The 19075-nt window shown below is 70.3% G+C and carries 22 protein-coding genes; 11 read left to right on the top strand and 11 right to left on the bottom strand.

Annotated elements, in window-relative coordinates; translation table 11 throughout:
- Positions 1-114: 114 nt before the first annotated feature.
- A complete protein-coding gene (gene yihA / locus TSH58p_RS13055) occupies positions 115-777 on the top strand; it encodes a ribosome biogenesis GTP-binding protein YihA/YsxC (protein WP_109070718.1) in 663 nt (220 codons plus the stop codon).
- Between the two features lie 4 nt (positions 778-781).
- Complete coding sequence (locus tag TSH58p_RS13050) at positions 782-2050, top strand: cation:proton antiporter (RefSeq protein ID WP_109070717.1); 1269 nt, start codon at positions 782-784, stop codon at positions 2048-2050.
- A gap of 4 nt (positions 2051-2054) precedes the next feature.
- Here TSH58p_RS13050 and TSH58p_RS13045 read toward each other — a convergent pair whose 3' ends face one another.
- Entirely contained in the window at positions 2055-2300 is a 246-nt protein-coding gene (locus TSH58p_RS13045; protein ID WP_109070716.1) for a hypothetical protein, read from the bottom strand.
- Between the two features lie 169 nt (positions 2301-2469).
- Between TSH58p_RS13045 and argB the strand changes: the two genes are divergently transcribed.
- From argB to TSH58p_RS13030, 3 genes are read left to right on the top strand one after another with little or no spacing between them, the layout of a single operon-like run.
- Positions 2470-3369: an acetylglutamate kinase gene (gene argB / locus TSH58p_RS13040; protein ID WP_109070784.1), complete on the top strand. Its 900-nt coding sequence runs from the start codon at positions 2470-2472 to the stop codon at positions 3367-3369.
- A gap of 26 nt (positions 3370-3395) precedes the next feature.
- The gene (locus TSH58p_RS13035; protein WP_109070715.1) at positions 3396-3701 is read left to right on the top strand and encodes a hypothetical protein; all 306 of its coding nucleotides are present in this window, start codon (positions 3396-3398) and stop codon (positions 3699-3701) included.
- 14 nt (positions 3702-3715) lie between these two features.
- Positions 3716-4699, top strand: coding sequence for a magnesium transporter CorA family protein (locus TSH58p_RS13030; protein ID WP_109070714.1), 984 nt, complete (start codon positions 3716-3718; stop codon positions 4697-4699).
- A 7-nt stretch (positions 4700-4706) separates the two neighbouring features.
- On the opposite strand, the gene TSH58p_RS13025 is transcribed toward TSH58p_RS13030, so the two are convergent.
- From TSH58p_RS13025 to TSH58p_RS12990, 8 genes are all read right to left on the bottom strand, one after another.
- Positions 4707-4967 carry a hypothetical protein gene (locus tag TSH58p_RS13025; RefSeq protein WP_109070713.1) on the bottom strand — a complete coding sequence of 87 codons (261 nt, stop codon included), beginning with the start codon at positions 4965-4967 and terminating at the stop codon, positions 4707-4709.
- 85 nt (positions 4968-5052) lie between these two features.
- Entirely contained in the window at positions 5053-5595 is a 543-nt protein-coding gene (locus TSH58p_RS13020; protein ID WP_109070712.1) for an MAPEG family protein, read from the bottom strand.
- A gap of 6 nt (positions 5596-5601) precedes the next feature.
- The gene (locus TSH58p_RS13015) at positions 5602-6558 is read right to left on the bottom strand and encodes an acetyl-CoA carboxylase carboxyltransferase subunit alpha (RefSeq protein ID WP_109070711.1); all 957 of its coding nucleotides are present in this window, start codon (positions 6556-6558) and stop codon (positions 5602-5604) included.
- Positions 6559-6645: 87 nt separating this feature from the next.
- Positions 6646-7572, bottom strand: coding sequence for a DMT family transporter (locus TSH58p_RS13010; RefSeq protein WP_158282620.1), 927 nt, complete (start codon positions 7570-7572; stop codon positions 6646-6648).
- 219 nt (positions 7573-7791) lie between these two features.
- Positions 7792-9396: a malate synthase A gene (gene aceB / locus TSH58p_RS13005; RefSeq protein WP_109070709.1), complete on the bottom strand. Its 1605-nt coding sequence runs from the start codon at positions 9394-9396 to the stop codon at positions 7792-7794.
- Positions 9397-9537: 141 nt separating this feature from the next.
- Positions 9538-10557 carry a site-specific tyrosine recombinase XerD gene (gene xerD / locus TSH58p_RS13000; RefSeq protein WP_109070708.1) on the bottom strand — a complete coding sequence of 340 codons (1020 nt, stop codon included), beginning with the start codon at positions 10555-10557 and terminating at the stop codon, positions 9538-9540.
- Positions 10554-12593, bottom strand: a complete 2040-nt coding sequence (locus tag TSH58p_RS12995) for a hypothetical protein (protein ID WP_109070707.1) — start codon at positions 12591-12593, stop codon at positions 10554-10556. The genes xerD and TSH58p_RS12995 overlap by 4 nt, the downstream gene beginning before the upstream one ends.
- Entirely contained in the window at positions 12574-12714 is a 141-nt protein-coding gene (locus TSH58p_RS12990) for a hypothetical protein (protein ID WP_174452031.1), read from the bottom strand. Before TSH58p_RS12990 ends, TSH58p_RS12995 begins: the two co-directional genes overlap by 20 nt.
- A gap of 264 nt (positions 12715-12978) precedes the next feature.
- On the opposite strand from TSH58p_RS12990, the gene TSH58p_RS12985 reads away from it, so the two are divergent.
- The 4 genes from TSH58p_RS12985 (at position 12979) to TSH58p_RS12970 (ending at position 16085) form a co-directional block, all read left to right on the top strand.
- Positions 12979-13617, top strand: coding sequence for a shikimate kinase (locus tag TSH58p_RS12985; protein ID WP_109070705.1), 639 nt, complete (start codon positions 12979-12981; stop codon positions 13615-13617).
- Positions 13618-13624: 7 nt separating this feature from the next.
- Complete coding sequence (gene aroB, locus TSH58p_RS12980) at positions 13625-14749, top strand: 3-dehydroquinate synthase (RefSeq protein ID WP_109070704.1); 1125 nt, start codon at positions 13625-13627, stop codon at positions 14747-14749.
- Positions 14750-14857: 108 nt separating this feature from the next.
- Entirely contained in the window at positions 14858-15349 is a 492-nt protein-coding gene (locus tag TSH58p_RS12975; RefSeq protein WP_247895498.1) for a cyclic nucleotide-binding/CBS domain-containing protein, read from the top strand.
- A gap of 124 nt (positions 15350-15473) precedes the next feature.
- Positions 15474-16085: a DUF2889 domain-containing protein gene (locus TSH58p_RS12970; protein ID WP_109070703.1), complete on the top strand. Its 612-nt coding sequence runs from the start codon at positions 15474-15476 to the stop codon at positions 16083-16085.
- 119 nt (positions 16086-16204) lie between these two features.
- On the opposite strand, the gene TSH58p_RS12965 is transcribed toward TSH58p_RS12970, so the two are convergent.
- Complete coding sequence (locus tag TSH58p_RS12965; protein ID WP_247874097.1) at positions 16205-16627, bottom strand: ribbon-helix-helix domain-containing protein; 423 nt, start codon at positions 16625-16627, stop codon at positions 16205-16207.
- Between the two features lie 311 nt (positions 16628-16938).
- A complete protein-coding gene (locus tag TSH58p_RS12960) occupies positions 16939-17211 on the bottom strand; it encodes a BolA family transcriptional regulator (RefSeq protein WP_014239259.1) in 273 nt (90 codons plus the stop codon).
- Between the two features lie 178 nt (positions 17212-17389).
- On the opposite strand from TSH58p_RS12960, the gene TSH58p_RS12955 reads away from it, so the two are divergent.
- Entirely contained in the window at positions 17390-17974 is a 585-nt protein-coding gene (locus TSH58p_RS12955; RefSeq protein WP_109070701.1) for a DnaJ domain-containing protein, read from the top strand.
- Positions 17975-18047: 73 nt separating this feature from the next.
- Positions 18048-19052 carry a cobaltochelatase subunit CobS gene (gene cobS, locus TSH58p_RS12950; protein WP_014239256.1) on the top strand — a complete coding sequence of 335 codons (1005 nt, stop codon included), beginning with the start codon at positions 18048-18050 and terminating at the stop codon, positions 19050-19052.
- Positions 19053-19075 lie beyond the last annotated feature (23 nt).

Here is a 19075-nt window from a genome sequence, read left to right as displayed (position 1 = left end):
TGTTTTCAGGGCATCGACCGCTGGCAAGCGCCTCCCTTGACGGGCGTTTGCCGGCGGTTATGTTTTGGGCCGGTCACGATCATCCGTACCCCGTGTCTTTCGAAAGCGCCGTCCATGACCTCTTCCAGCAGCTCCCCGATCTCCGGTTTCGACGAGGAGGCCCTGGAAGCGGGGCGGCTTCTGTTCGCCAAGGAATGCGATTTCATCTGGGGCGCCCAGACGGCGGAGCAGCTTCCGGAGGCCGACCTGCCGGAGGTCGCCTTCGCCGGGCGCTCCAACGTCGGCAAGTCCAGCCTCGTCAACGCGCTGACCGGGCGCAAGACGCTGGCCCGCACCTCCAACACGCCGGGCCGCACCCAGCAGCTCAACTTCTTCAACCTCGGCAACCGGCTGAAGCTGGTCGACATGCCCGGCTACGGCTACGCCAAGGAGTCGAAGGAGAAGATCGAACTCTGGAACGACATGGTCCGCCGCTTCCTGCGCGGCCGCGTCACGCTGCGCCGGGCGCTGGTGCTGGTCGATTCGCGCCACGGGCTGAAGCCCAACGACGAGGAGATCATGACGATGCTCGATCAGGCGGCGGTGCCCTACGTCGTCGTCCTGACCAAGTCGGACAAGGTGCGGTCGCAGGAGCTGGCCGAGGTGAGCAAGCGCACCGTGGCGGCGCTGAAGAAGCACCCCGCCGCCTTCCCGGACATCCACGTCACCAGCTCCGAGAAGGGCCAGGGCATCGCCGAGCTGCGGGCCAGCCTCGCCCAACTCGCCAGCCTGGGATGACCCGATGCCCTTCGAACTGACGCCGGCCCTGCTGTTCCTCATCCAGGCCATCGTGCTGATCGCCGGTCCGTTCCTGCTGTGGCGGCTGTCCGGTCTGAAGCATGTGGCCCCGATGGTGGTCATCCAGATCCTGTTCGGGATCGCGCTCGGTCCGTCGGTTCTTGGGCAGGCCGCGCCGGAAATCTGGCAACCGCTGTTCGCCAAGGGGTCTCTGGCGCCGCTCTCCGGACTGGCTCTGCTCGCCGTGGTCTTCTTCGCCTTCCTGACCGGGCTGCATCTCGACCTGGAGGAGTTCAAGGGGCGCGGGCGCGCCTTCGTCGGCATCAGCCTGTCGAGCATGATGGTGCCGACCCTGGTCGGCGGGGCGCTCGGCTGGTGGATCGTCGGCGCCTTTCCCGAGATGGCCGGACCGAAGGCCGACCCGCTGCTGTTCGCCGCCGGCTTCGGCATCTGCGTCGGGGTGACCGCCCTGCCGGTGCTGGGCGCCATCCTGCGCGAGATGGGGCTGATCGGGGAGCGGGTCGGGCGGCTGGCGCTGGGCTATGCGGCGGTCAACGACGCGCTGCTGTGGATTCTCATCACCGCCGTGCTGGCGCTGGCGGCGGGAGGCGGCGGCGGCTTCGCCGGGGTGGCGCAGATCGCCGTCCTGGGCTTCGCCTATCTCGCCGCGACGGAGCTGTTCGCCCGCCCCCTGCTGACCCGGCTGATGAACCGCATCGCCCCGGACGGCGCGGTCGGCGACATGGTGGTGGTGGTCACCTGCGCCGCCCTGCTGGGCTCCGCCGCGGTGACGGAGCTGATCGGGCTGCACTACATCCTGGGCGCCTTCGTCGCCGGCACGGTCATGCCGCGGCGGCTGGCGGCGGCCATCCTGGACCGGCTGGAGCATTTCGCCACGCTGATCCTGCTGCCCTTCTTCTTCACCCTGACCGGGCTGAAGGTCAATCTCGACCTCGCCGCCTCGGCCCAGTGGTGGGTCTTCGCCCTGGCGACGGTGGCGACCATCCTGGGCAAGGTCCTGGGCACCGCCCTGCCCGCCCGGCTGTCGGGCGAGAGCGCCGCCGACTCCTGGCGGCTCGGCACGCTGATGTCCTGCAAGGGACTGATGGAGGTGATCGTCCTGACCATCCTGCTGGAAGCGGGCGTGTTGTCGGACGCCTGCTTCTCGGCCATGGTCCTGATGGCCGTGGTGGTCACCGCGCTGACCCAGCCGATGACCCTGCTGGCCGGGCGGATCGCCGGCCGCCGGGCGGGCCACGCCGGCACGGCCTGACCGCTCAGCCGGGCTTGCGCACGTTCCCGGTCACCACCGGATCGGCGCCCAGCCCTTCCGAATCCGGCCCCTCCGACCCGCCCTTTCCGTCGCCGCGGGCCTGCTCCTTCAATGCCTTGTTGGCCTCCGTCACCTCCTGCGCGTCGGGGGAGCCGTAGATCTCCTCGGCCCGGCGGGCGGTTTCCTCCATCTCCGCCCTGTGGGCCTCGGTGAAGGGGTTGCGCGGCGTCGGCATGATGCGGTCGTTCATGACGGGGTCCTTGAGCGGTTCGTCCTGCCTTGACGAACCGCCGGGCGCGGCGAGGGTTCCCGGACGCGGCGCCCCCCTGAAAAAGCCCCCTAGGCACCCCCGGCGCTTTCCGTTAAAGAGTCGGCGGAATCTCACCCGATTGGCCCACCCCGACGAACGGCTCCATCCCGTGCAGAACACGACCCGCGACGAGTGGCTCGCCAAGGCCCGCACCCTGTCCGAAGCCCTGCCCTACATGCGCCGCTACGCCGGGCGCACCTTCGTCATCAAGTACGGCGGCCACGCCATGGGTGACGACAGCCTGGCGGAGAAGTTCGCCCGCGACATCGTCCTGCTGAAGCAGGTCGGCATCAACCCCGTGGTCGTGCACGGCGGCGGCCCGCAGATCGGCCAGATGCTGCAGCGGCTGGCCATCAAGTCCAGCTTCATCGACGGCCTGCGCGTCACCGACAAGGAGACGGTCGAGGTGGTCGAGATGGTGCTGGCCGGCTCCATCAACAAGCAGATCGTCGCCGCCATCAACAACGCGGGCGGCCGCGCCGTCGGCCTGTCGGGCAAGGACGGCAGCCTGATCACCGCGCGCAAGCTGCGCCGCACCCAGCGCGACCCGGACAGCAACATCGAGAAGGTGCTGGACCTGGGCTTCGTCGGCGAGCCGTATCAGGTGAACCCGCAGATCCTCACGTCGCTGGCTCAGTCGGACATCATCCCGGTCATCGCCCCCATCGGCTTCGACCGCAACGGCGACACCTACAACATCAACGCCGACACCGCGGCGGGCGCCGTCGCCTCGGCGCTGGGCGCCACCCGCTTCTTCCTGCTGACCGACGTCGCCGGCGTTCTGGACAAGAACAAGGAGCTGGTGCCGCGCCTGTCGCTGGACCAGGCGCGCGCCGCCATCGCCGACGGCACCGCCACCGGCGGCATGATCCCGAAGATCGAGACCTGCATCGACGCCGTCGAACAGGGCGTGGACGCCGCCGTCATCCTCGACGGCCGGGTGCCGCACGCCCTGCTGCTGGAGATCTTCACCGAGGGCGGGGCCGGCACGCTGATCGGCCGCGAGTGACCGTGTAAAAGCGAAGGGGACCCGCCATGTCCGACGTGCGCAAGGACCTGCTCCGCCAGATGAAGGCCATCCGCGAACGGATGGACCCGAAGCTGCTGGAGCGCGCCAAGCTGTCGGTCTTCGGCAAGGTCCCCTACGACCGCGACTCGGCGAAGGAAGCCGTCGGGCATTTCCTCGACTCCAAGGACGACGGCGGGGCCTTCCGGCGCAAGCTGGAGGCCGCGCTGCGCCAGGACGGCGCTCCGCTCGACCTCCCGGCGGGGCTGCCGGAAGGGGAAGCCGACACCCCCGCCGAGCCGCGCAAGCCGCGCCGCTTCGGCCGTCTCCTCTAAGGCGGGCCGCCGCCATGCTCCACGTCTTCGCCTGCGACGGTGACCGGCTGCGCTGGGCCCGCGAGGCCGAGGGCGTCAGCACTCCCCTGCCCACCGAAGCCGTCTGGCTCGACCTGCAGAACCCGACTCCGGACGAGCTGACCCGCGCCGAGGCGCTGATGGGCATCAAGCTGCCGACTCGGGAGCAGATGGCGGAGATCGAGGAATCGAGCCGCCTGCGCATCACGCCCGGCGCCGTGCACATGACCGCGCTCGTCCTGGTCTGGGCCGACACCGACCAGCCGCGCATCGTCCCGGTCAGCTTCGTCCTGGCCGGCGGGCGGCTCGCCACCATCCACGCCGTCGATCCCCAGCCCTTCCTGGCCTTCCGCCGCCGCGTCACCCGCAACGGCGGCGCGGAACTGACGGCCGAGGCGGTCCTGGCCGCCCTGCTGGACGGGGTGGTGGAGCGCACCGCCGCCGTCCTGCGCCGCGTCGGGCTGGAGCTGGACACCATGGGCAGCCGCGCCTTCCGCGGGCGCGCCCTGCCGGTCAAGGGGGAGCGGCGGGACGACACCCGCACGCTGAAGCGCATCGGCCACACCGGGCACCTGATCGGCAAGGCCCATGTCAGCCTGTCCACGCTCAACCGCCTGCTGACCTTCCTGGCCCGCGGCGAGGGCTGGACCCCGGCCAAGCGGACCCGGCGCTGGGCGCGCGCCGCCCTGCAGGACGTGACGGGGCTCGGCGAGTACGCCCAGTTCCTGTCGGGCAAGGTCAGCCTGCTGCTGGACACCACACTGGGACGGATCAACGTGGAGCAGAACGAGATCATCAAGATCGTCTCGATCCTGACGGTCGCCCTGTTCCCGCCGACCCTGGTCGCCAGCGTCTACGGCATGAACTTCGTGAACATGCCGGAGAAGGACTGGACGTTCGGCTATCCGCTGGCGGTGATGCTGATGATCCTGTCGGCGGCCTTGCCGATGATCCACTTCAAGCGGCGGCGCTGGCTGTAGGAACCGCTCAGCCGACGGGAGGCGAGGCGGTCTCGCGGCCCCGCGCGCCGTCCACCTTCTCCCGCGTTTCGGAGAACTCCTTCCGCACCTCCAGCCATTCCTTGATCATCTTGCCGGCGGCGAACAGGAACAGGCCGTGCGCGGTGGTGATCCCGGTGCCGATGAAATCCTCCAGCATGGTGTCGAGCAGTTCGAACAGCGCGCTCAGCAGCAGGACGGCGGACTGCGCGATCTGGAACAGCGAGGGGAAGCGGGACAGGAGTTTCATGGCACCTCCAACGGCCCGAGGGCGCAAGGTCAAGCGATGCCATGAATCGACGCGCCGGAGAGGCGGGCCGTGAAAAAGCGGACGGTCAGACGATGGCGAGCACCAGCGCCCAGCCCAGCACGACGAGGTTGACGGTCAGCGTGACCGCCATGCCCGGCGCCCGCACATAGGGGTGGATCAGGTAGCCTGCCCAGAACAGCAGACGGCCCAGCACGAACAGCGCGGTCGCCAGCCGGGCGAAGCCCAGGTCGGGCAGCGGCATCTGCGCCACCAGCGCCGCCAGGGCGGGCACGAAGATCAGCGTCTGCTCCACCGTGTTGGTCAGCACGCGCTGGCTGACCCGGTAGAAGCGCGACTCGGCGTCGTCGATGGGGTTCAGGGCGACGGAGCGGGCGCGGGCGACCAGCACCCCGCCCACCGTCAGGAACAGCACCAGCGCCGGCCACAGGGCGAGCCGCCCCCAGAAGGCCATGCGCGCGCCCGGATCGGCGATGCCGGGCGGCGGCGCGAACAGCGGGGGCAGCAGCCACAGGGCCAGCAGCGCCACAACCACCGCGGCGAGGTTGACGGTGGCCGCCAGACGCAGAAGACGGGTCTTGGATGGACGGGTCTCCGGGGCGGCGGCCATGGCGTCTTACCCCAGGCCCTTCTGGCCCATGTCGAGGAACTTCTGGCGGCGCTGGGCGCGGATCGCCTCGCCGTCCAGCCCGTCGAGATCGCCCAGCGACTCCTCGATGGCGTCGCCGAGCGCCTTGACGGTCTCCGCCGGGTCGCGGTGGGCGCCGCCGATCGGCTCGCTCACCACCCGGTCGATGACGCCGAGTTCCTTGAGATCGTGGCTGATCAGGCGCAGCGCCACGGCGGCCTCGCCGGCCATGTCGGGGTTGCGCCACAGGATCGAGGCGCAGCCCTCCGGCGAGATGACGGAGTAGATGGCGTGCTCCAGCATCAGCACCCGGTCGGCGGTCGCGATGGCGATGGCGCCGCCGGACCCGCCCTCGCCGATGACCGCGGCCACCATGGGCACGGACAGGCGCAGGCATCGCTCGATGCTCTTGGCGATGGCCTCGGCCTGGCCGCGCTCCTCCGCCTGGACGCCGGGGAAGGCGCCGGCGGTGTCGACCAGCGACACGACCGGCAGCGTGAAGCGGTCGGCGAGGTCCATCAGGCGCTGGGCCTTGCGGTAGCCCTCGGGCTTGGCCATGCCGAAGTTGTGGCGCACGCGCGTTTCGGTGTCGTGGCCCTTCTCCTGCCCGATCACCACGACCGAACGGCCGCGGAAGCGGCCCAGCCCGCCGATGACCGCACGGTCTTCGGCGAAGCCGCGGTCGCCGGCCAGCGGCGTGAAGTCGTCGATCAGCCCCTTCACATAGTCCAGACAGTGCGGACGGTTGGGGTGGCGGGCCACCTGCACCTTCTGCGCCGGGGTGAGCTTCGCGTAGGTCTGCCGGAGGAGCTTGTCGACCTTGGTCTGCAGCTTCGTGACCTCGTCGGCGATGTTGATGTCGCCGGCGTTGGTCAGGTGGCGCAGTTCCTCGATCTTGCCTTCAAGCTCGGCGATCGGCTTTTCGAATTCCAGGAAGGTTTGCATGCCGGAAGGATCACGGACCGAATAGGATAGGACGCGGACGTCGCGGACCGGCCTTGGTACCACGGTGCGCGGCGGCGATGCCACAGCTTATCGCGCGAAACGCCGGCCAAAACTGACCAGAAGCACGCCCAGGACGATCACCGCCGCCCCGCCCCACACCCAGGGGGAATAGCGCTCGCCGAACAGCAGCGTCCCGGTGCCCAGCCCGACGGAGGTCGCCACGTAACCGATCTGGCTGAGATAGACCGGACCGGCGACCACCTGGAGCCGGAAATACAGCACGTAGGTCAGCGCGGTCACCGCGATCTGGAGCAGGGCGAGCCAGGGGGCGAGGCCCAGCGCCGGCAATTCCGCCACCGCCCCGGTGCCGAGCAGCGCCAGCAGGACCCAGCCCGCCCCGCCCAGCATGGTGCCCGCGGCCAGCGCCACCGGCTGCCCGCCCGGCGGCCAGGCCACGGTGCGGTAGACGTTGCCCGCCGCGACCGCGGCCGGCATGACGAAGGCCAGCGCCATCCAGCCCGCCAGATCGGGCGAAGGCAGGCTGCCGCGCGGCCCGACGATCATCAGCGCGCCCATGAGGCCCAGCAGGATGCCCGCCACCCGCCCGCGGTCGGGCCTTTCGATCCGCACCGCCACCGCCATCAGCAGCGTCAGGATCGGCGGCAGCGTGTAGACCACCGCCGACAGCCCGGCCCCCAGCCAGGGCATGACGAAGAACAGCACCACGTTGGGCAGCGCCATGGACAGCAGCCCCGACACCGCGAAATAGCGCAGGTACCGCCCGGTCAGCGGCCCGGCGGGAAGCAGCGCTTGACCTTTGACGCGGGCCAGCCCGGCCAGGATCGCCCCGGCGCCCAGCATCATGGAGAAGGCCCAGGGCAGCGGCGGCACGCCGGCCGCCTGCGCGAATTTGGTGACCGGAAAGGTCACCCCAATCAACCCGCCGACGAGCAGCAGCAGCGCAAGCGATTCGGCCCCGCGCGAGGCCGGCGGAACGGTGGACAGGGTGGACACGGGGGCGAAACCTCTGGCTCGGGACGCGGACAGGCCAGCGAACATGGCGAAGCCCCCGCCTTTTGCCAAGCCGGTCGGGCACATCGGAGACGCGCGTGTGAGCGTCGCCCCCACCCCGGCCCTCCCCCGCTTTCGCAGGGGAGGGAGCCAGATTCCCTCCCCTGCGCAGCGGGGGAGGGTTAGGGTGGGGGCCCTTGAGTGGTGGTTAGGGTGGGGGCCTCACGCCCCCTGCGCGACGATGCGGTCGTAGGCCGGCAGGGTCAGGAACGCCACGAAGTCGTTCCGCTCCACGAGGTCGCGCAGCATCACCGCGGCGTCCTCGTACAGGCCCCGGTCGAAGGCGCGTTCGCCGACGCGGGCCTTCCAGGCGGCCAGCTCCTCGGCGATGACCTCGTCCACCAGCTCCATGGTCACCGGGCGCCCATCGTCCAGCGCGGCGCGATGGTGGACCCACTGCCAGAGCTGGGTGCGGCTGATCTCCGCGGTGGCGGCGTCCTCCATCAGGTTGAACAGCGGCACGCAGCCGACGCCGCGCAGCCACGACTCCAGATAGCCGATGGCGACGGCCACGTTGTTGCGCAGGCCGCGCTCCGTCTTCGGCCCCTCCGGCACGGCCAGCAGGTCGGCGGCGGTCACCGCGACGTCGGCGCGCTTGCGGTCGATCTGGTTGGGCTTGCGCATGTAGGCGTCGAAGACCTCCCGCGCGACGGGGACGAGGCCGGGATGGGCCACCCAGGTGCCGTCATGGCCGTTGGACACCTCCCGCTCCTTGTCGGCGCGGACCTTGGAGAAGGCGGTCTCGTTGGCCGCGGGATCGTCCTTCACCGGGATGTAGGCGGCCATGCCGCCGATGGCCGGGGCGCCGCGGCGGTGGCAGGTCTTGACCGCCAGCAGGCTGTAGGACTGCAGGAAGGGCGTCGCCATCGTCACCTCCGCCCGGTCGGGCAGGACGGCGGCGGGGTCGTTGCGGAAGGTCTTGATGAAGCTGAAGATGTAGTCCCAGCGCCCGCAGTTCAGCCCGGCGGAATGGTCGCGCAGCTCGTAGAGGATCTCGTCCATCTCGAAGGCGGCCAGGATCGTCTCCACCAGCACCGTGGCCTTGATCGAGCCGTGCGGAATTTTCAGATAATCCTCGGCGACCGAGAACACCTCGTTCCACAGCCGCGCCTCGAAATGGCTCTCCAGCTTCGGCAGGTAGAAGTAGGGGCCGGAGCCGCGGGCCAGAAGCTCCCGCGCGTTGTGGAAGGCGTAAAGGGCGAAGTCAAACAGCGCGCCGGACACCGGCTCGCCGTCGAGGGTGACGTGCTTCTCCGCCAGATGCCAGCCGCGCGGGCGGACCGTCAGGACGGCGGTCCTGTCGTTCAGCCGGTACTTCTTGCCCGACGCCGGATCGTCGAAGGCGATGGTCCGGCGCACGGCGTCGCGCAGGTTGACCTGCCCCTCGATCAGGTTGGTCCAGGACGGGCAGCTCGAATCCTCGAAATCGGCCATGAAGACCTTCGCGCCGGAATTCAGCGCGTTGATGATCATCTTGCGGTCCACCGGCCCGGTGATTTCCACCCGGCGGTCGAGCAGGTCGTGCGGCAGCGGCGCGATGGTCCAGTCGGCCTCGCGGATGGCGCGGGTCTCCGGCAGGAAGTCCGGCTTGTGGCCCTGCTCGATCAAGGCCAGCCGCCTGGTCCGCACGTCGAGCAGGCGCAACCGTTCCGACCCGAACCGCCCCTCCAGCTCCGCCAGGAAGGCCAGGGCCTCCGGCGTCAGGATCGTCTCGACGCCCGGCGTGATCGGACCCAGGATCTCAAGCCCGGAGATGGTCGTGGCCATGCGGTTCCCCCTGTTCGTCGCGAGGGCGGTCCGGCACGGTCGCCGGCCAACCCCATTGGGACAAGGGCTATACCACAGCGGGAGAAGCCGCCATAGCCGGATTGGTATCTTTCGAAAGACGCACCCCTTCTGCGCGCAACGCTATTGCGTACGAACGGTTTTTCGCCGGGCCAGCGGGTGATGCTCGTGCACCACCTGCTTCAGCCGCTCCGACACCACGTGGGTGTAGATCTGGGTGGTGGCGATGTCGGCGTGGCCCAGCATCTTCTGGACCGAGCGCAGGTCCGCCCCACGGTCGAGCAGATGCGTTGCGAAGGCGTGGCGAAGGACGTGGGGGCTGACCTTCTCCGGGTCGATGTTCGACTCGATGGCCAGTTCCTTCAGAAGCTGGGCGAAGCGCTGGCGCGTCAGATGGCCGTTGGTGGAGCTGCGCGACGGGAAGAGGAAGGCGATCGGCCAGTTCTCCCGCCCGGCCAGGATGAAGTGGCTCCGCCAGGGCAGATAGGCGGCCAGAGCGGCGGAGGCCGGTTCGGACAGCGGCACCATGCGCTCCTTCCCGCCCTTGCCGCGCACGATCAGCCCGCGCCCATCGCGCAGGATGGCCGCCATCGGCAGGCCGACCAGCTCCGACACGCGCAGGCCGGTGGCATAGAGCACCTCCAGCAGCGCGACCAGCCGCAGGCCTTCCGGCCCGCCGCGGGTCTGGGCGGAGTCGATCATGCGGGTGACCTCCTCCACCGTCAGGATCTTGGGCAGCGGGCGGCCCTGCTTCGGGCTGTCGAGCGCCGAGGCGGGATCGTCCGCCCGCCGCCCTTCGGAGACCAGGAAGCGGTAGAACTGGCGCATCGCCGACAGGCGGCGGGCCAGCGTGCGCGGCGCCGGCTTCTGCCCGCCCTCGACATATTGGAAGGCGAGGTAGGCACGCAGATCCTCCGTCCCCGCCTTGTCCAGCGGCTGCCCGCGCTGGGCCAGCCAGAGGGCGAGGTCGGCGAGGTCGCGCTCGTAGGCCATGCGGGTGTTGAGCGCGGCGCCGCGCTCCGCCGTCAGCATGTCCAGGAAGGCGTCGACGTGGGGCGAGGCCGCGATCGGGCGCGGTTTGCAGGGGCGCCCGCGCCGCTTCGGCTGGGCTTTCGGCAGGGGGGTCTTGGGCATGGGAGTCATCCGGCCAGGGCCGCGGCGGCTTCACGGGCGATGGCGCGGGCATCGCCGTCCAGGCCCACGGCGCGCAGGGCTCCGACCACCCGCGCCACCACCGCGGGCGGCGTGCCCACCGGCCCGGCGTCGCCGAGCAGCAGCAGCGCGGCCAGCGCCGTCTCACCCACCCGCCGGTCGGCGGAGGCCTCGGCCAGCCGCTGCCACAGGGCGGGATCGGCGGTGGGCGGACGGGCATCGGCAGGGGCCGGGGCGGTCTCTTCGGGGTCGGTGGTCCGGCGCCACGCTTCCTCCGGAATGGCGACGCCCATCGCCTGGAGCAGGGCCATCTGCCCGGCGACGCGGGCGCGGGCCTCCGGATCGGCGCCGCGCAGCGATTCGTCCAGCCAGCCGGCGAGGCCCAGCGCCCCGCCGCCCGGCGGCGGACCGAGCGCCCCACCGCCCAGCGCGATGACGGCGAGCGGCCACAGCCGCGCCACCTCCGCCGTGGGGCGGCTGCGCAGGGCGAGGTCGTACCAGCGCTTGCCCTTGTCGGCCCGCCCCAGCGCGAAGCAGAGCCGGGCGGCCGCGGGGGCCAGGGCGGCGGCGTCGGGAGTCGGCGACAGGGTGTCGAGCATGTCGGCCACCACCGCACCCACCGGCCCGGCCAGCATCGGCGGGTCGAGAAGCTCCAGCGCCAGCCCGGCCAGCTCCACCCGCCGGCCGCCGGCCATGGCGGCGAGCATGGCCTGCTGGACCAGCGCGCGGGTGCGTGCCGTGCGGTCGCGCGCCGCGGCGTCCTTCAGCCGCAGAAGCTCGTCGCCCTTGGCCGGGGCGGCGCGGTACGCCTCCCCCAGCCGCCGGGAATCGAGGAACAGGGCGGCGGCGGCGCGCTCCGCCGCGGTCACGCGGGTCGCCGGGTCGGTGCCGGTGTTGGCGGCCACCGCGGCAAGCCGCGCCGGGTCGGTCAGCGACAGCACGTCCGGCGGCAACTGGGCCTGGAGCGTCCGCAGGGCGGCCAGGGTCAGCGGGCTGGGGTCCTTCAGGCTGCGCAGCCGCGGCGCCGCGCCGCCGGCCATCGCCTCGGCCACCCGCAGGAAATCGGGATCGCCGCCCGGCTGCTCGCGCAGCATGTCGAAGGCGAGGTCGTCGCCCGCCGGGCCGCTCCCGGACTCCAGCGGCACCCCCCCGCCGATCCGCCCGGCGCGCAGGCGGCAGAACAATTCCACCCGTTGCCAATAGGGGCCGGAGAAGGGCTTGGCGCGCTCCGTCGCGGCGGCGCAGTCCAGCGGGCCGGCGAGCAGTTCGGCGTCGGTCAGGGCGCGGGCGGCGGCCTCGTCGGCCGTCATCGCCTCGGGCAGCAGAGCGGCGAGGTCGGCGGCCCCGCGCGGATCGCCCATGACCGCCAGTTTCTCCACCCGCAGCGCGCCGAAGCGGCGCGCCGGTTCGGGCTCGCCCGGAGCGGCGGCGGGCGAGCCGCGGCTGAGCAGCAGACGGCGCTGCAACTCCTTCACGGCGGGCGACGGGGTGAGGGTCGGCAGTTCCGGCAGCAGCGCCAGCACCTCGGCGCGCGGGATGCCGCGCCAGGGGTCGCCGCCCAGCCCGGCGGCTCCCGCCAGAGGGCCGGCGCCGTCGGGGTCGAGCGGCCCCAGCGTCTCCACCGCGATGGCCGAGGGCGGCGCCACGATGGGCACCACGTCGAAGGACGGCGTGTGGACGGGCGGCGTCAGGGACAGCGGGGCGACGGACGGTCCCGGCGACGCCAGCGGGTCGTCCAGCACCCGGCCGGCCGCGGGTTCGGCGTCGGGAACGGCCATCCTTTCCGGCGGCGGAAACAGGCGGATCGGCGGCCCGGAGGGCACGGCCTGGACGTGGGATTGGGCCAGCGCCGGCGTTGCCGCTCCCATCAGGGCGCCGGACAGGACCAGCGCCAGCGGGGCCAAGCCGAGAGAAGCGGCGGCAAACATGGAAACGGCGCCGGCGCCGGCCCTGCCGCCCCGTGGCGGAGCGGCGAACCGGCGGCGGCGCCCGTCGGCGTCCCCGGCGTCAGCGGGGGAACCGCTCATCCGGAATGACCTTCTCCACCGTCTTGGACGGGGCCGGCATGTCCCAGGAGGCAAGGAAGGCCATGCCACCCCCGATGACGAAGAGGAACAGGACGAAAAGAACGGAAATAACCCGGCTCATGGCGTTCGGAGTCGTGTTTCTGTGGAAGGAACGGCGGCGCTGTATCACGGTCTGCGTCCGTGCGGCTTGGGACAAGGGTGCGCTTTCATGCTAATCATCGCACACCGTCCGCACCGCTGGCCCGATGGCCGATGAACGCTGGACGTACCACTTTAGCCACGGGGGCGCCGCTGTGCAACATGCGGAGGCCCCTGCGACCGAATCGAACACCCGCCCTCCGGAACCGCATCAGGCCGGAACAGCATCAGGAAAGTCCACAGCACCATGACCGCCCGCCTACCACCGCAGGGACAGCCGCCGGACCCGTCGAAGACCCTTCCGAGGACGGTGGTGCTGGTCGGGCTGATGGGCGCCGGGAAGAGCGCGATCGGACGGCGGCTGGCCGCGCGGCTGCACCTGCCCTTCACCGACGCCGACACCGAGATCGAGACGGCGGCGGGCTGCTCCATCGCGGAAATCTTCGCCCGCGACGGCGAGGCGGTGTTCCGCTCGGTGGAGCGGCGGATCATCACCCGGCTGCTGACCGAGCAGCCGGTGCACATCCTGGCGACCGGCGGCGGCGCCTTCATGGACCCGGAGACGCGCGCGGCCATCCGCGCCCACGGCCTGTCGGTCTGGCTGCGCGCCGAACTGGACGTGCTGCTGGCCCGCACGGCGCGGCGCACCCACCGCCCGCTGCTGAACGCCGGCGACCCGAAGGAGATCCTGAGCCGGCTGATGACCGCCCGCTACCCCGTCTATGCGGAAGCCGACCTGACGGTGATCAGCGACGAGCGTCCGCCGGAGGCGACCGTGGAGCAGGTGATCGAGGCGCTGGAGGCGCATTTCGGCATCACCCTGCCCCACGCCTCGCATCACCATCATCACCGCCATCCGGCGCACCACCACCACGACAAGCCCTGATCCCGCCATGACCAACACCGTCACCGACACCGTCCGCCTCGACCTCGGCCCGCGCAGCTACGACATCCTGGTCGGCGACCGGGTGCTCGACGGCGCGGGGCCGCGCATCGCCGCGATCACCAACGGCAAGGCCCCCATCGTCGTCACCGACGAGAACGTCGCCCCGCGGCACCTGCCGACGCTGGAGCGCACGCTGCGCGAGGCCGGCGTCGAGCCGACCCAGGCCATCGTCCTGCCGGCGGGCGAGAAGACCAAGGACTTCGCCCATTTCGAACGGCTGATGGACGCCATCCTGGCGCGCGGGATCGAGCGGTCGGCGGTCCTGCTGGCGCTGGGCGGCGGGGTGATCGGCGACATCACCGGCTTCGCCGCCGCCTCGGCGCTGCGCGGCATCGACTTCATCCAGGTGCCGACCACGCTGCTGAGCCAGGTGGACAGCTCGGTCGGCGGCAAGACCGGCATCAACAGCCCGCACGGCAAGAACCTGATCGGCGCCTTCCACCAGCCGCGGCTGGTCATCGCCGACACCGCCACGCTGGACACCCTGCCGCGGCGCGAGGTGCTGGCCGGCTACGCCGAGGTGGTGAAGTACGGGCTGATCCGCCTGCCCGGCTTCTTCGCCTGGCTGGAGGAGAACGGCGAGCGGGTGGTCGCTGGCGACAGCGACGCCCGCCGCCACGCCGTCACGGAGAGCTGCCGGGCCAAGGCCGCCATCGTCGGCGCGGACGAGCGGGAGAGCGGCGACCGCGCCCTGCTGAATCTCGGCCACACCTTCGGCCACGCGCTGGAGGCGGCGACCGGCTTCGGCTCCCGCCTGCTGCACGGCGAGGCGGTGTCGATTGGCATGGTGCTGGCCTTCGACCTGTCGGTGCGGCTGGGGCTGTGCCCGGCGGCGGACGCCGAGAAGGCGCGCGCCCATCTGGCCCGCGTCGGCCTGCCGGTCCGCCCCACCGACATACCCGGCGTGGAGTGGGACGTCGACGGGCTGATCCTGTCCATGGCCAAGGACAAGAAGGTCAAGGACGGGCGCATCGCCTTCGTTCTGGTGCGCGCGCTGGGCGACGCTTTCACCCGGCGCGACGTCGATCCGGCGGTGGTCCGGGCGCTACTGGAGGATGCCGTCGCCCGCTGATGCGGTGCACCACAATCCCTTGACCGTTGGGGCAGCAAACTGTCAGAGTTCACGACAGTTCCGATTCGCGTCCAAGATGCGGCGGAGCGCTGCCCCAAGAGAGGGAGAATGGACATGCCGAACCGCAAGCTCATCCCCGACGTCATCAAGGACCAGCAACTCGTCTGCCTGCCCCCGGACGCCAGCGTCCAGGACGCCGCCTTGCTGATGGCGGAACGCCGCGTCGCCGCCCTTCTGGTCACGCAGGACCGGCCGAAGGGGGGCCGGTCCCTCAAAGGCATTTTCACCGAGCGCGACCTCGCGGCCCGCGTCGTCGCCGCCGGCCGTGATCCCGCGACCACCCGGCTGGCCGAGGTCATGACCGCCTCCCCCGACACGCTGGGGCCGGACGCCCATGCCTACGAGGCGCTGGACCTGATGGAGCGCCACCACTACCGCCACCTGCCGGTCACCGCGGATGGCGAGTCGGACGGCGCGGTGATGGGCATCGTCTCCATCCGCGACCTGTTCGCGGTGGTCCGCGCCCATCTGGAGGATGAGATCCGCGACCGCGAGGCCTTCATCTTCGGGTCGAACTACTCCGCCAGCGCTCCTCCGTAACCACGGGACGCGTAATGCTGCAATGCGGTGGAGCCGGCTTGACCTGAACGCTGGCCCCACCGATATTCCAGGATACGCCCCAACAACCCGGCCGTCCGAACTAGGCCGAACGTCAGAGAGTCCCATGCCGCTGTCCGAGCCCGCCGCACGCGAACCGATCCACACCCGGGAAGTCACCTGCCGGGGCTATCGGCGGACCGATGGGCTGTGGGATGTGGAAGGCCATCTGACCGACGTGAAGAGCTACGCCTTCCACACCGAGCAGCGCGGCCAGATCCTGCCCGGCGACCCGGTGCACGGCATGTGGATGCGCCTGACGGTGGACAACGACCTGACCGTCCATGCGGTCGAGGCGGTGACGGAGAAGAGCCCCTACCGCACCTGCGGTTCCGTCACCCCCAATTTCCAGCGGCTGGTCGGGCTGAAGATCGGGCCGGGCTGGACGCGCGCGGTGAAGGAGCGGCTGGGCGGCATCCAGGGCTGCACGCATCTGGTGGAGCTTCTCGGGCCGATCGCCACCACCGCCTTCCAGACCATCTATCCCATCCTGGCGCGCGAGCAGGCCGAGAAGGCCCGGGCGGCCGGCGGCGGCGAGGGCAGCAAGGAGGACATGCTGCGCACCAAGCGCCCGGTGCTGCTGAACACCTGCCACATCTTCGACAGCAACGGCGAGGTCGTGCGGAAGAACTGGCCCGACCACTACACCGGCGACCGGCCGCGCGACGCCGCGGACTGAGGCGGCGGACGCAACACCCGGGACGATCCGCCCGGGACAAGGCCAAGCCCGCTTTCATGACAAAGGGCGCGCCCGCTGGACGCGCCCCTTTCTTTTCCCGAATCGGAACCGTCAGGCCATCACGCGTCCAGCGCGGACCGCAAATTCTCGCTGGGTCCGACCGGCTTCGCCGTTGGCGGCAGCGCGGACGCCGTGGTTCCGGCCGCGCTGTCCGACCGGTCCAGCTCGTCCAGCGGCGGCAGATCGAAGGGCGTGCCGACGAAGGGATCGCCGCCGCCATGCCCGGCCTTGACATGGCCGTCCTCGGTGCAGGCCCGGCGGAAATAGGCCGCGATGAAGACGCGGACCGCCGAGGTCAGGGTGACCTCCGCGTTGTCCGCGCCCGGGCCGCGCCGCCGGATCTGCTCGTCCAGCCGGTCCTTGATCAGAGTGCAGAGGCCGTTGACCGTCAGACCCTCGCGGCGGGCGATGTCCTCCAGAGCGTCCCACATGGTCGGCTCCAGACGCATGCTCGTGCGGCGCCCGGCAATCATGATGTTCATGCTCTTCAGCGGTTCCACACACGCGTTCGGATTGACTGTTAACCGCTTCTTCGGCCCGCGCTTCGCCATACGCCGCCCTCTCCACGAACCCGCCGGACGACGCGCGAAAAGTGCATCGCCCACGGCGCATTGATTGGTTGCATGCGCTGCACTCTACTAAATACAGCGAGAATTGCAACCACGGCAGCACTCCAATTATGTTTGAAGACGGAAAAGAACCTCTAGTAGTTGCATGCATATGTATGCATTTGCAGGTGGCACTTTTCCCTTGCTGCACGGGCGGCGGCCGGGCGTTCTTGTCGGCGTTGCTGTCAGCGAGCCTCTTCGGGGGTCAGTGTGGTCAGGCCGAGAGCGTGAACACGCTCCGCCATTTCTTGGGCCAGCAGACCATAGACCAGCCGCTGGCGCTCCACGCGCGACTTTCCGGCGAAGGCGGCGGAGACGATGGTGACGTGGAAATGCGTCTCGCCTTCCGGATGGGCGCCGCCATGGCCGGCGTGCCGGCCGGAGTCGTCCTGGATGTCGAGCCGCTCGGGGGCCAGCGCGTCGGTCAGCTTCCGGCGCATGCGGGTGGCGTATTCCATGGGGGTCCTCACTGGATGTGGGCTGGGGGTTTGGGCTGGGTCGGATTTGGGGTTGAGGTGACGGCGCGGCACCGCTCCCGTCAAGCCGCCAATGCCGCAGACCGGCCATTTTCCGCAGTTCGGCACCGCCCCCTTGCGTGCGCTTGCCAGAAAGGATGCCTCTTCCCATACTTCGCACATGAGCAAGCCACGCACCCGCTACGACTTCAGCCGCTACGACCAGCCGCGCACCGCCGTGCGCGCCTGCGATCATCCGGGCTGTGCCGGCGAGGGCGAGTACCGGGCGCCGAAGAGCCGCCGGCAGCTCAACGACTACTACTGGTTCTGCCTGGACCATGTGCGCGAATACAACCGCGCCTGGGACTATTACGCCGGCATGAAGCCCGAGCAGATCGAGGCTGAGGTCCGCCGCGACACCACGTGGCAGCGGCCGAGCTGGCCGCTCGGCTTCTGGGGGGTGCAGGAGAAGTTCCTGCGCGACCGCGCGATGCACGGCTTCAGCTTCGAGTTCGGGCGCGAGGCCGGCAAGGACCAGTCCGAGGAGGGCAAGCAGCGCCGCCAGGCCGCCCGCAACGTGGAGGAGGAGGCTCTGCTCGTCCTCGACCTCGCCCCGCCGGTGGATTTCCCGCGCATCAAGGCGCGCTACCGCGAGCTTGTGAAAATCCATCATCCCGACGCCAACGGCGGGGACAAGGCGGCCGAAGAAAAGTTGAAGGAGATCAATCAGGCCTACAACACGCTGAAAGCCTGCTATGGTGCGTAACCCCGACGGTTGGCCGGACCAGAATGGCCGGGCGGCCCCGACAACAGACACGTTGGAACGATAAGAACCTCCCATGCCTTCTCAAGGAGCCACCCAGGCCAGCTCGGCCCTGTTCGATCACGTTCCCGACATCACCCTGTCGGTGCGTCAAGTGTTCGGCATCGACAGCGACATGCAGGTGCCGGCCTTCAGCCAGCGCACGGAGCATGTGCCGGACATCGACGAAGCCTACCGCTTCGATCGCGACACGACGCTCGCGATCCTGGCTGGCTTCGCCTACAACCGTCGCGTCATGGTCCAGGGCTATCACGGGACCGGCAAGTCCACCCACATCGAACAGGTGGCCGCGCGCCTGAACTGGCCCTGCATCCGCATCAACCTGGACAGCCACATCAGCCGCATCGACCTGATGGGCAAGGACGCCATCGTCCTGCGCGACGGCGTGCAGGTGACGGAATACCGCGAAGGCATCCTGCCCTGGGCGCTGCAGCACGCCTGCGCGCTGGTCTTCGACGAGTATGACGCGGGCCGTCCCGACGTGATGTTCGTGATCCAGCGCGTGCTGGAGGTGGAAGGCAAGCTGACCCTGCTCGACCAGAACCGCGTCATCCGCCCGCACCCGGCCTTCCGCCTGTTCGCCACCGCGAACACCGTCGGCCTGGGCGACACCACCGGCCTCTACCACGGCACGCAGCAGATCAACCAGGGCCAGATGGACCGCTGGAACATCGTGGCGACGCTGAACTACCTGCCGGTGGACGCCGAGGTGAAGATCGTCGCCTCGAAGGTGCCGGAGTACGACAGCGAGGCCGGCCGCAAGACCGTGGCGTCAATGGTGCGCCTGGCCGACCTGACCCGCGCCGGCTTCATCAACGGCGACATCTCCACCGTGATGAGCCCGCGCACGGTCATCACCTGGGCGCAGAACGCCAACATCTTCAACGACATCGCCTTCGCGTTCCGGATCACCTTCCTGAACAAGTGCGACGAGGTGGAGCGGCCGACCGTCGCCGAATACTACCAGCGTTGCTTCGGCACCGAACTGCCGGAGACGGGGGTGCAGGCGAACCTGGTGTGACGGGGGCGCCCCGTCCCCCGGAC

The sequence above is a fragment of the Azospirillum sp. TSH58 genome (genome assembly GCF_003119115.1).
GTDB lineage: Bacteria > Pseudomonadota > Alphaproteobacteria > Azospirillales > Azospirillaceae > Azospirillum.
This window is presented reverse-complemented; position numbering and strand designations above follow the sequence as displayed.

Bases quoted from the DNA above. Each gene is read 5' to 3' on its own strand.
- yihA (WP_109070718.1), top strand. From the start codon at position 115: ATGACCTCTTCCAGCAGCTCCCCGATCTCCGGTTTCGACGAGGAGGCC.
- TSH58p_RS13050 (WP_109070717.1), top strand. From the start codon at position 782: ATGCCCTTCGAACTGACGCCGGCCCTGCTGTTCCTCATCCAGGCCATC.
- TSH58p_RS13045 (WP_109070716.1), bottom strand. From the start codon at position 2,300: ATGAACGACCGCATCATGCCGACGCCGCGCAACCCCTTCACCGAGGCC.
- TSH58p_RS13035 (WP_109070715.1), top strand. From the start codon at position 3,396: ATGTCCGACGTGCGCAAGGACCTGCTCCGCCAGATGAAGGCCATCCGC.
- TSH58p_RS13030 (WP_109070714.1), top strand. From the start codon at position 3,716: ATGCTCCACGTCTTCGCCTGCGACGGTGACCGGCTGCGCTGGGCCCGC.
- TSH58p_RS13025 (WP_109070713.1), bottom strand. From the start codon at position 4,967: ATGAAACTCCTGTCCCGCTTCCCCTCGCTGTTCCAGATCGCGCAGTCC.
- TSH58p_RS13020 (WP_109070712.1), bottom strand. From the start codon at position 5,595: ATGGCCGCCGCCCCGGAGACCCGTCCATCCAAGACCCGTCTTCTGCGT.
- TSH58p_RS13015 (WP_109070711.1), bottom strand. From the start codon at position 6,558: ATGCAAACCTTCCTGGAATTCGAAAAGCCGATCGCCGAGCTTGAAGGC.
- aceB (WP_109070709.1), bottom strand. From the start codon at position 9,396: ATGGCCACGACCATCTCCGGGCTTGAGATCCTGGGTCCGATCACGCCG.
- xerD (WP_109070708.1), bottom strand. From the start codon at position 10,557: ATGACTCCCATGCCCAAGACCCCCCTGCCGAAAGCCCAGCCGAAGCGG.
- TSH58p_RS12995 (WP_109070707.1), bottom strand. From the start codon at position 12,593: ATGAGCGGTTCCCCCGCTGACGCCGGGGACGCCGACGGGCGCCGCCGC.
- TSH58p_RS12990 (WP_174452031.1), bottom strand. From the start codon at position 12,714: ATGAGCCGGGTTATTTCCGTTCTTTTCGTCCTGTTCCTCTTCGTCATC.
- TSH58p_RS12985 (WP_109070705.1), top strand. From the start codon at position 12,979: ATGACCGCCCGCCTACCACCGCAGGGACAGCCGCCGGACCCGTCGAAG.
- aroB (WP_109070704.1), top strand. From the start codon at position 13,625: ATGACCAACACCGTCACCGACACCGTCCGCCTCGACCTCGGCCCGCGC.
- TSH58p_RS12975 (WP_247895498.1), top strand. From the start codon at position 14,858: ATGGACATGCCGAACCGCAAGCTCATCCCCGACGTCATCAAGGACCAG.
- TSH58p_RS12970 (WP_109070703.1), top strand. From the start codon at position 15,474: ATGCCGCTGTCCGAGCCCGCCGCACGCGAACCGATCCACACCCGGGAA.
- TSH58p_RS12965 (WP_247874097.1), bottom strand. From the start codon at position 16,627: ATGAACATCATGATTGCCGGGCGCCGCACGAGCATGCGTCTGGAGCCG.
- TSH58p_RS12960 (WP_014239259.1), bottom strand. From the start codon at position 17,211: ATGGAATACGCCACCCGCATGCGCCGGAAGCTGACCGACGCGCTGGCC.
- TSH58p_RS12955 (WP_109070701.1), top strand. From the start codon at position 17,390: ATGAGCAAGCCACGCACCCGCTACGACTTCAGCCGCTACGACCAGCCG.
- cobS (WP_014239256.1), top strand. From the start codon at position 18,048: ATGCCTTCTCAAGGAGCCACCCAGGCCAGCTCGGCCCTGTTCGATCAC.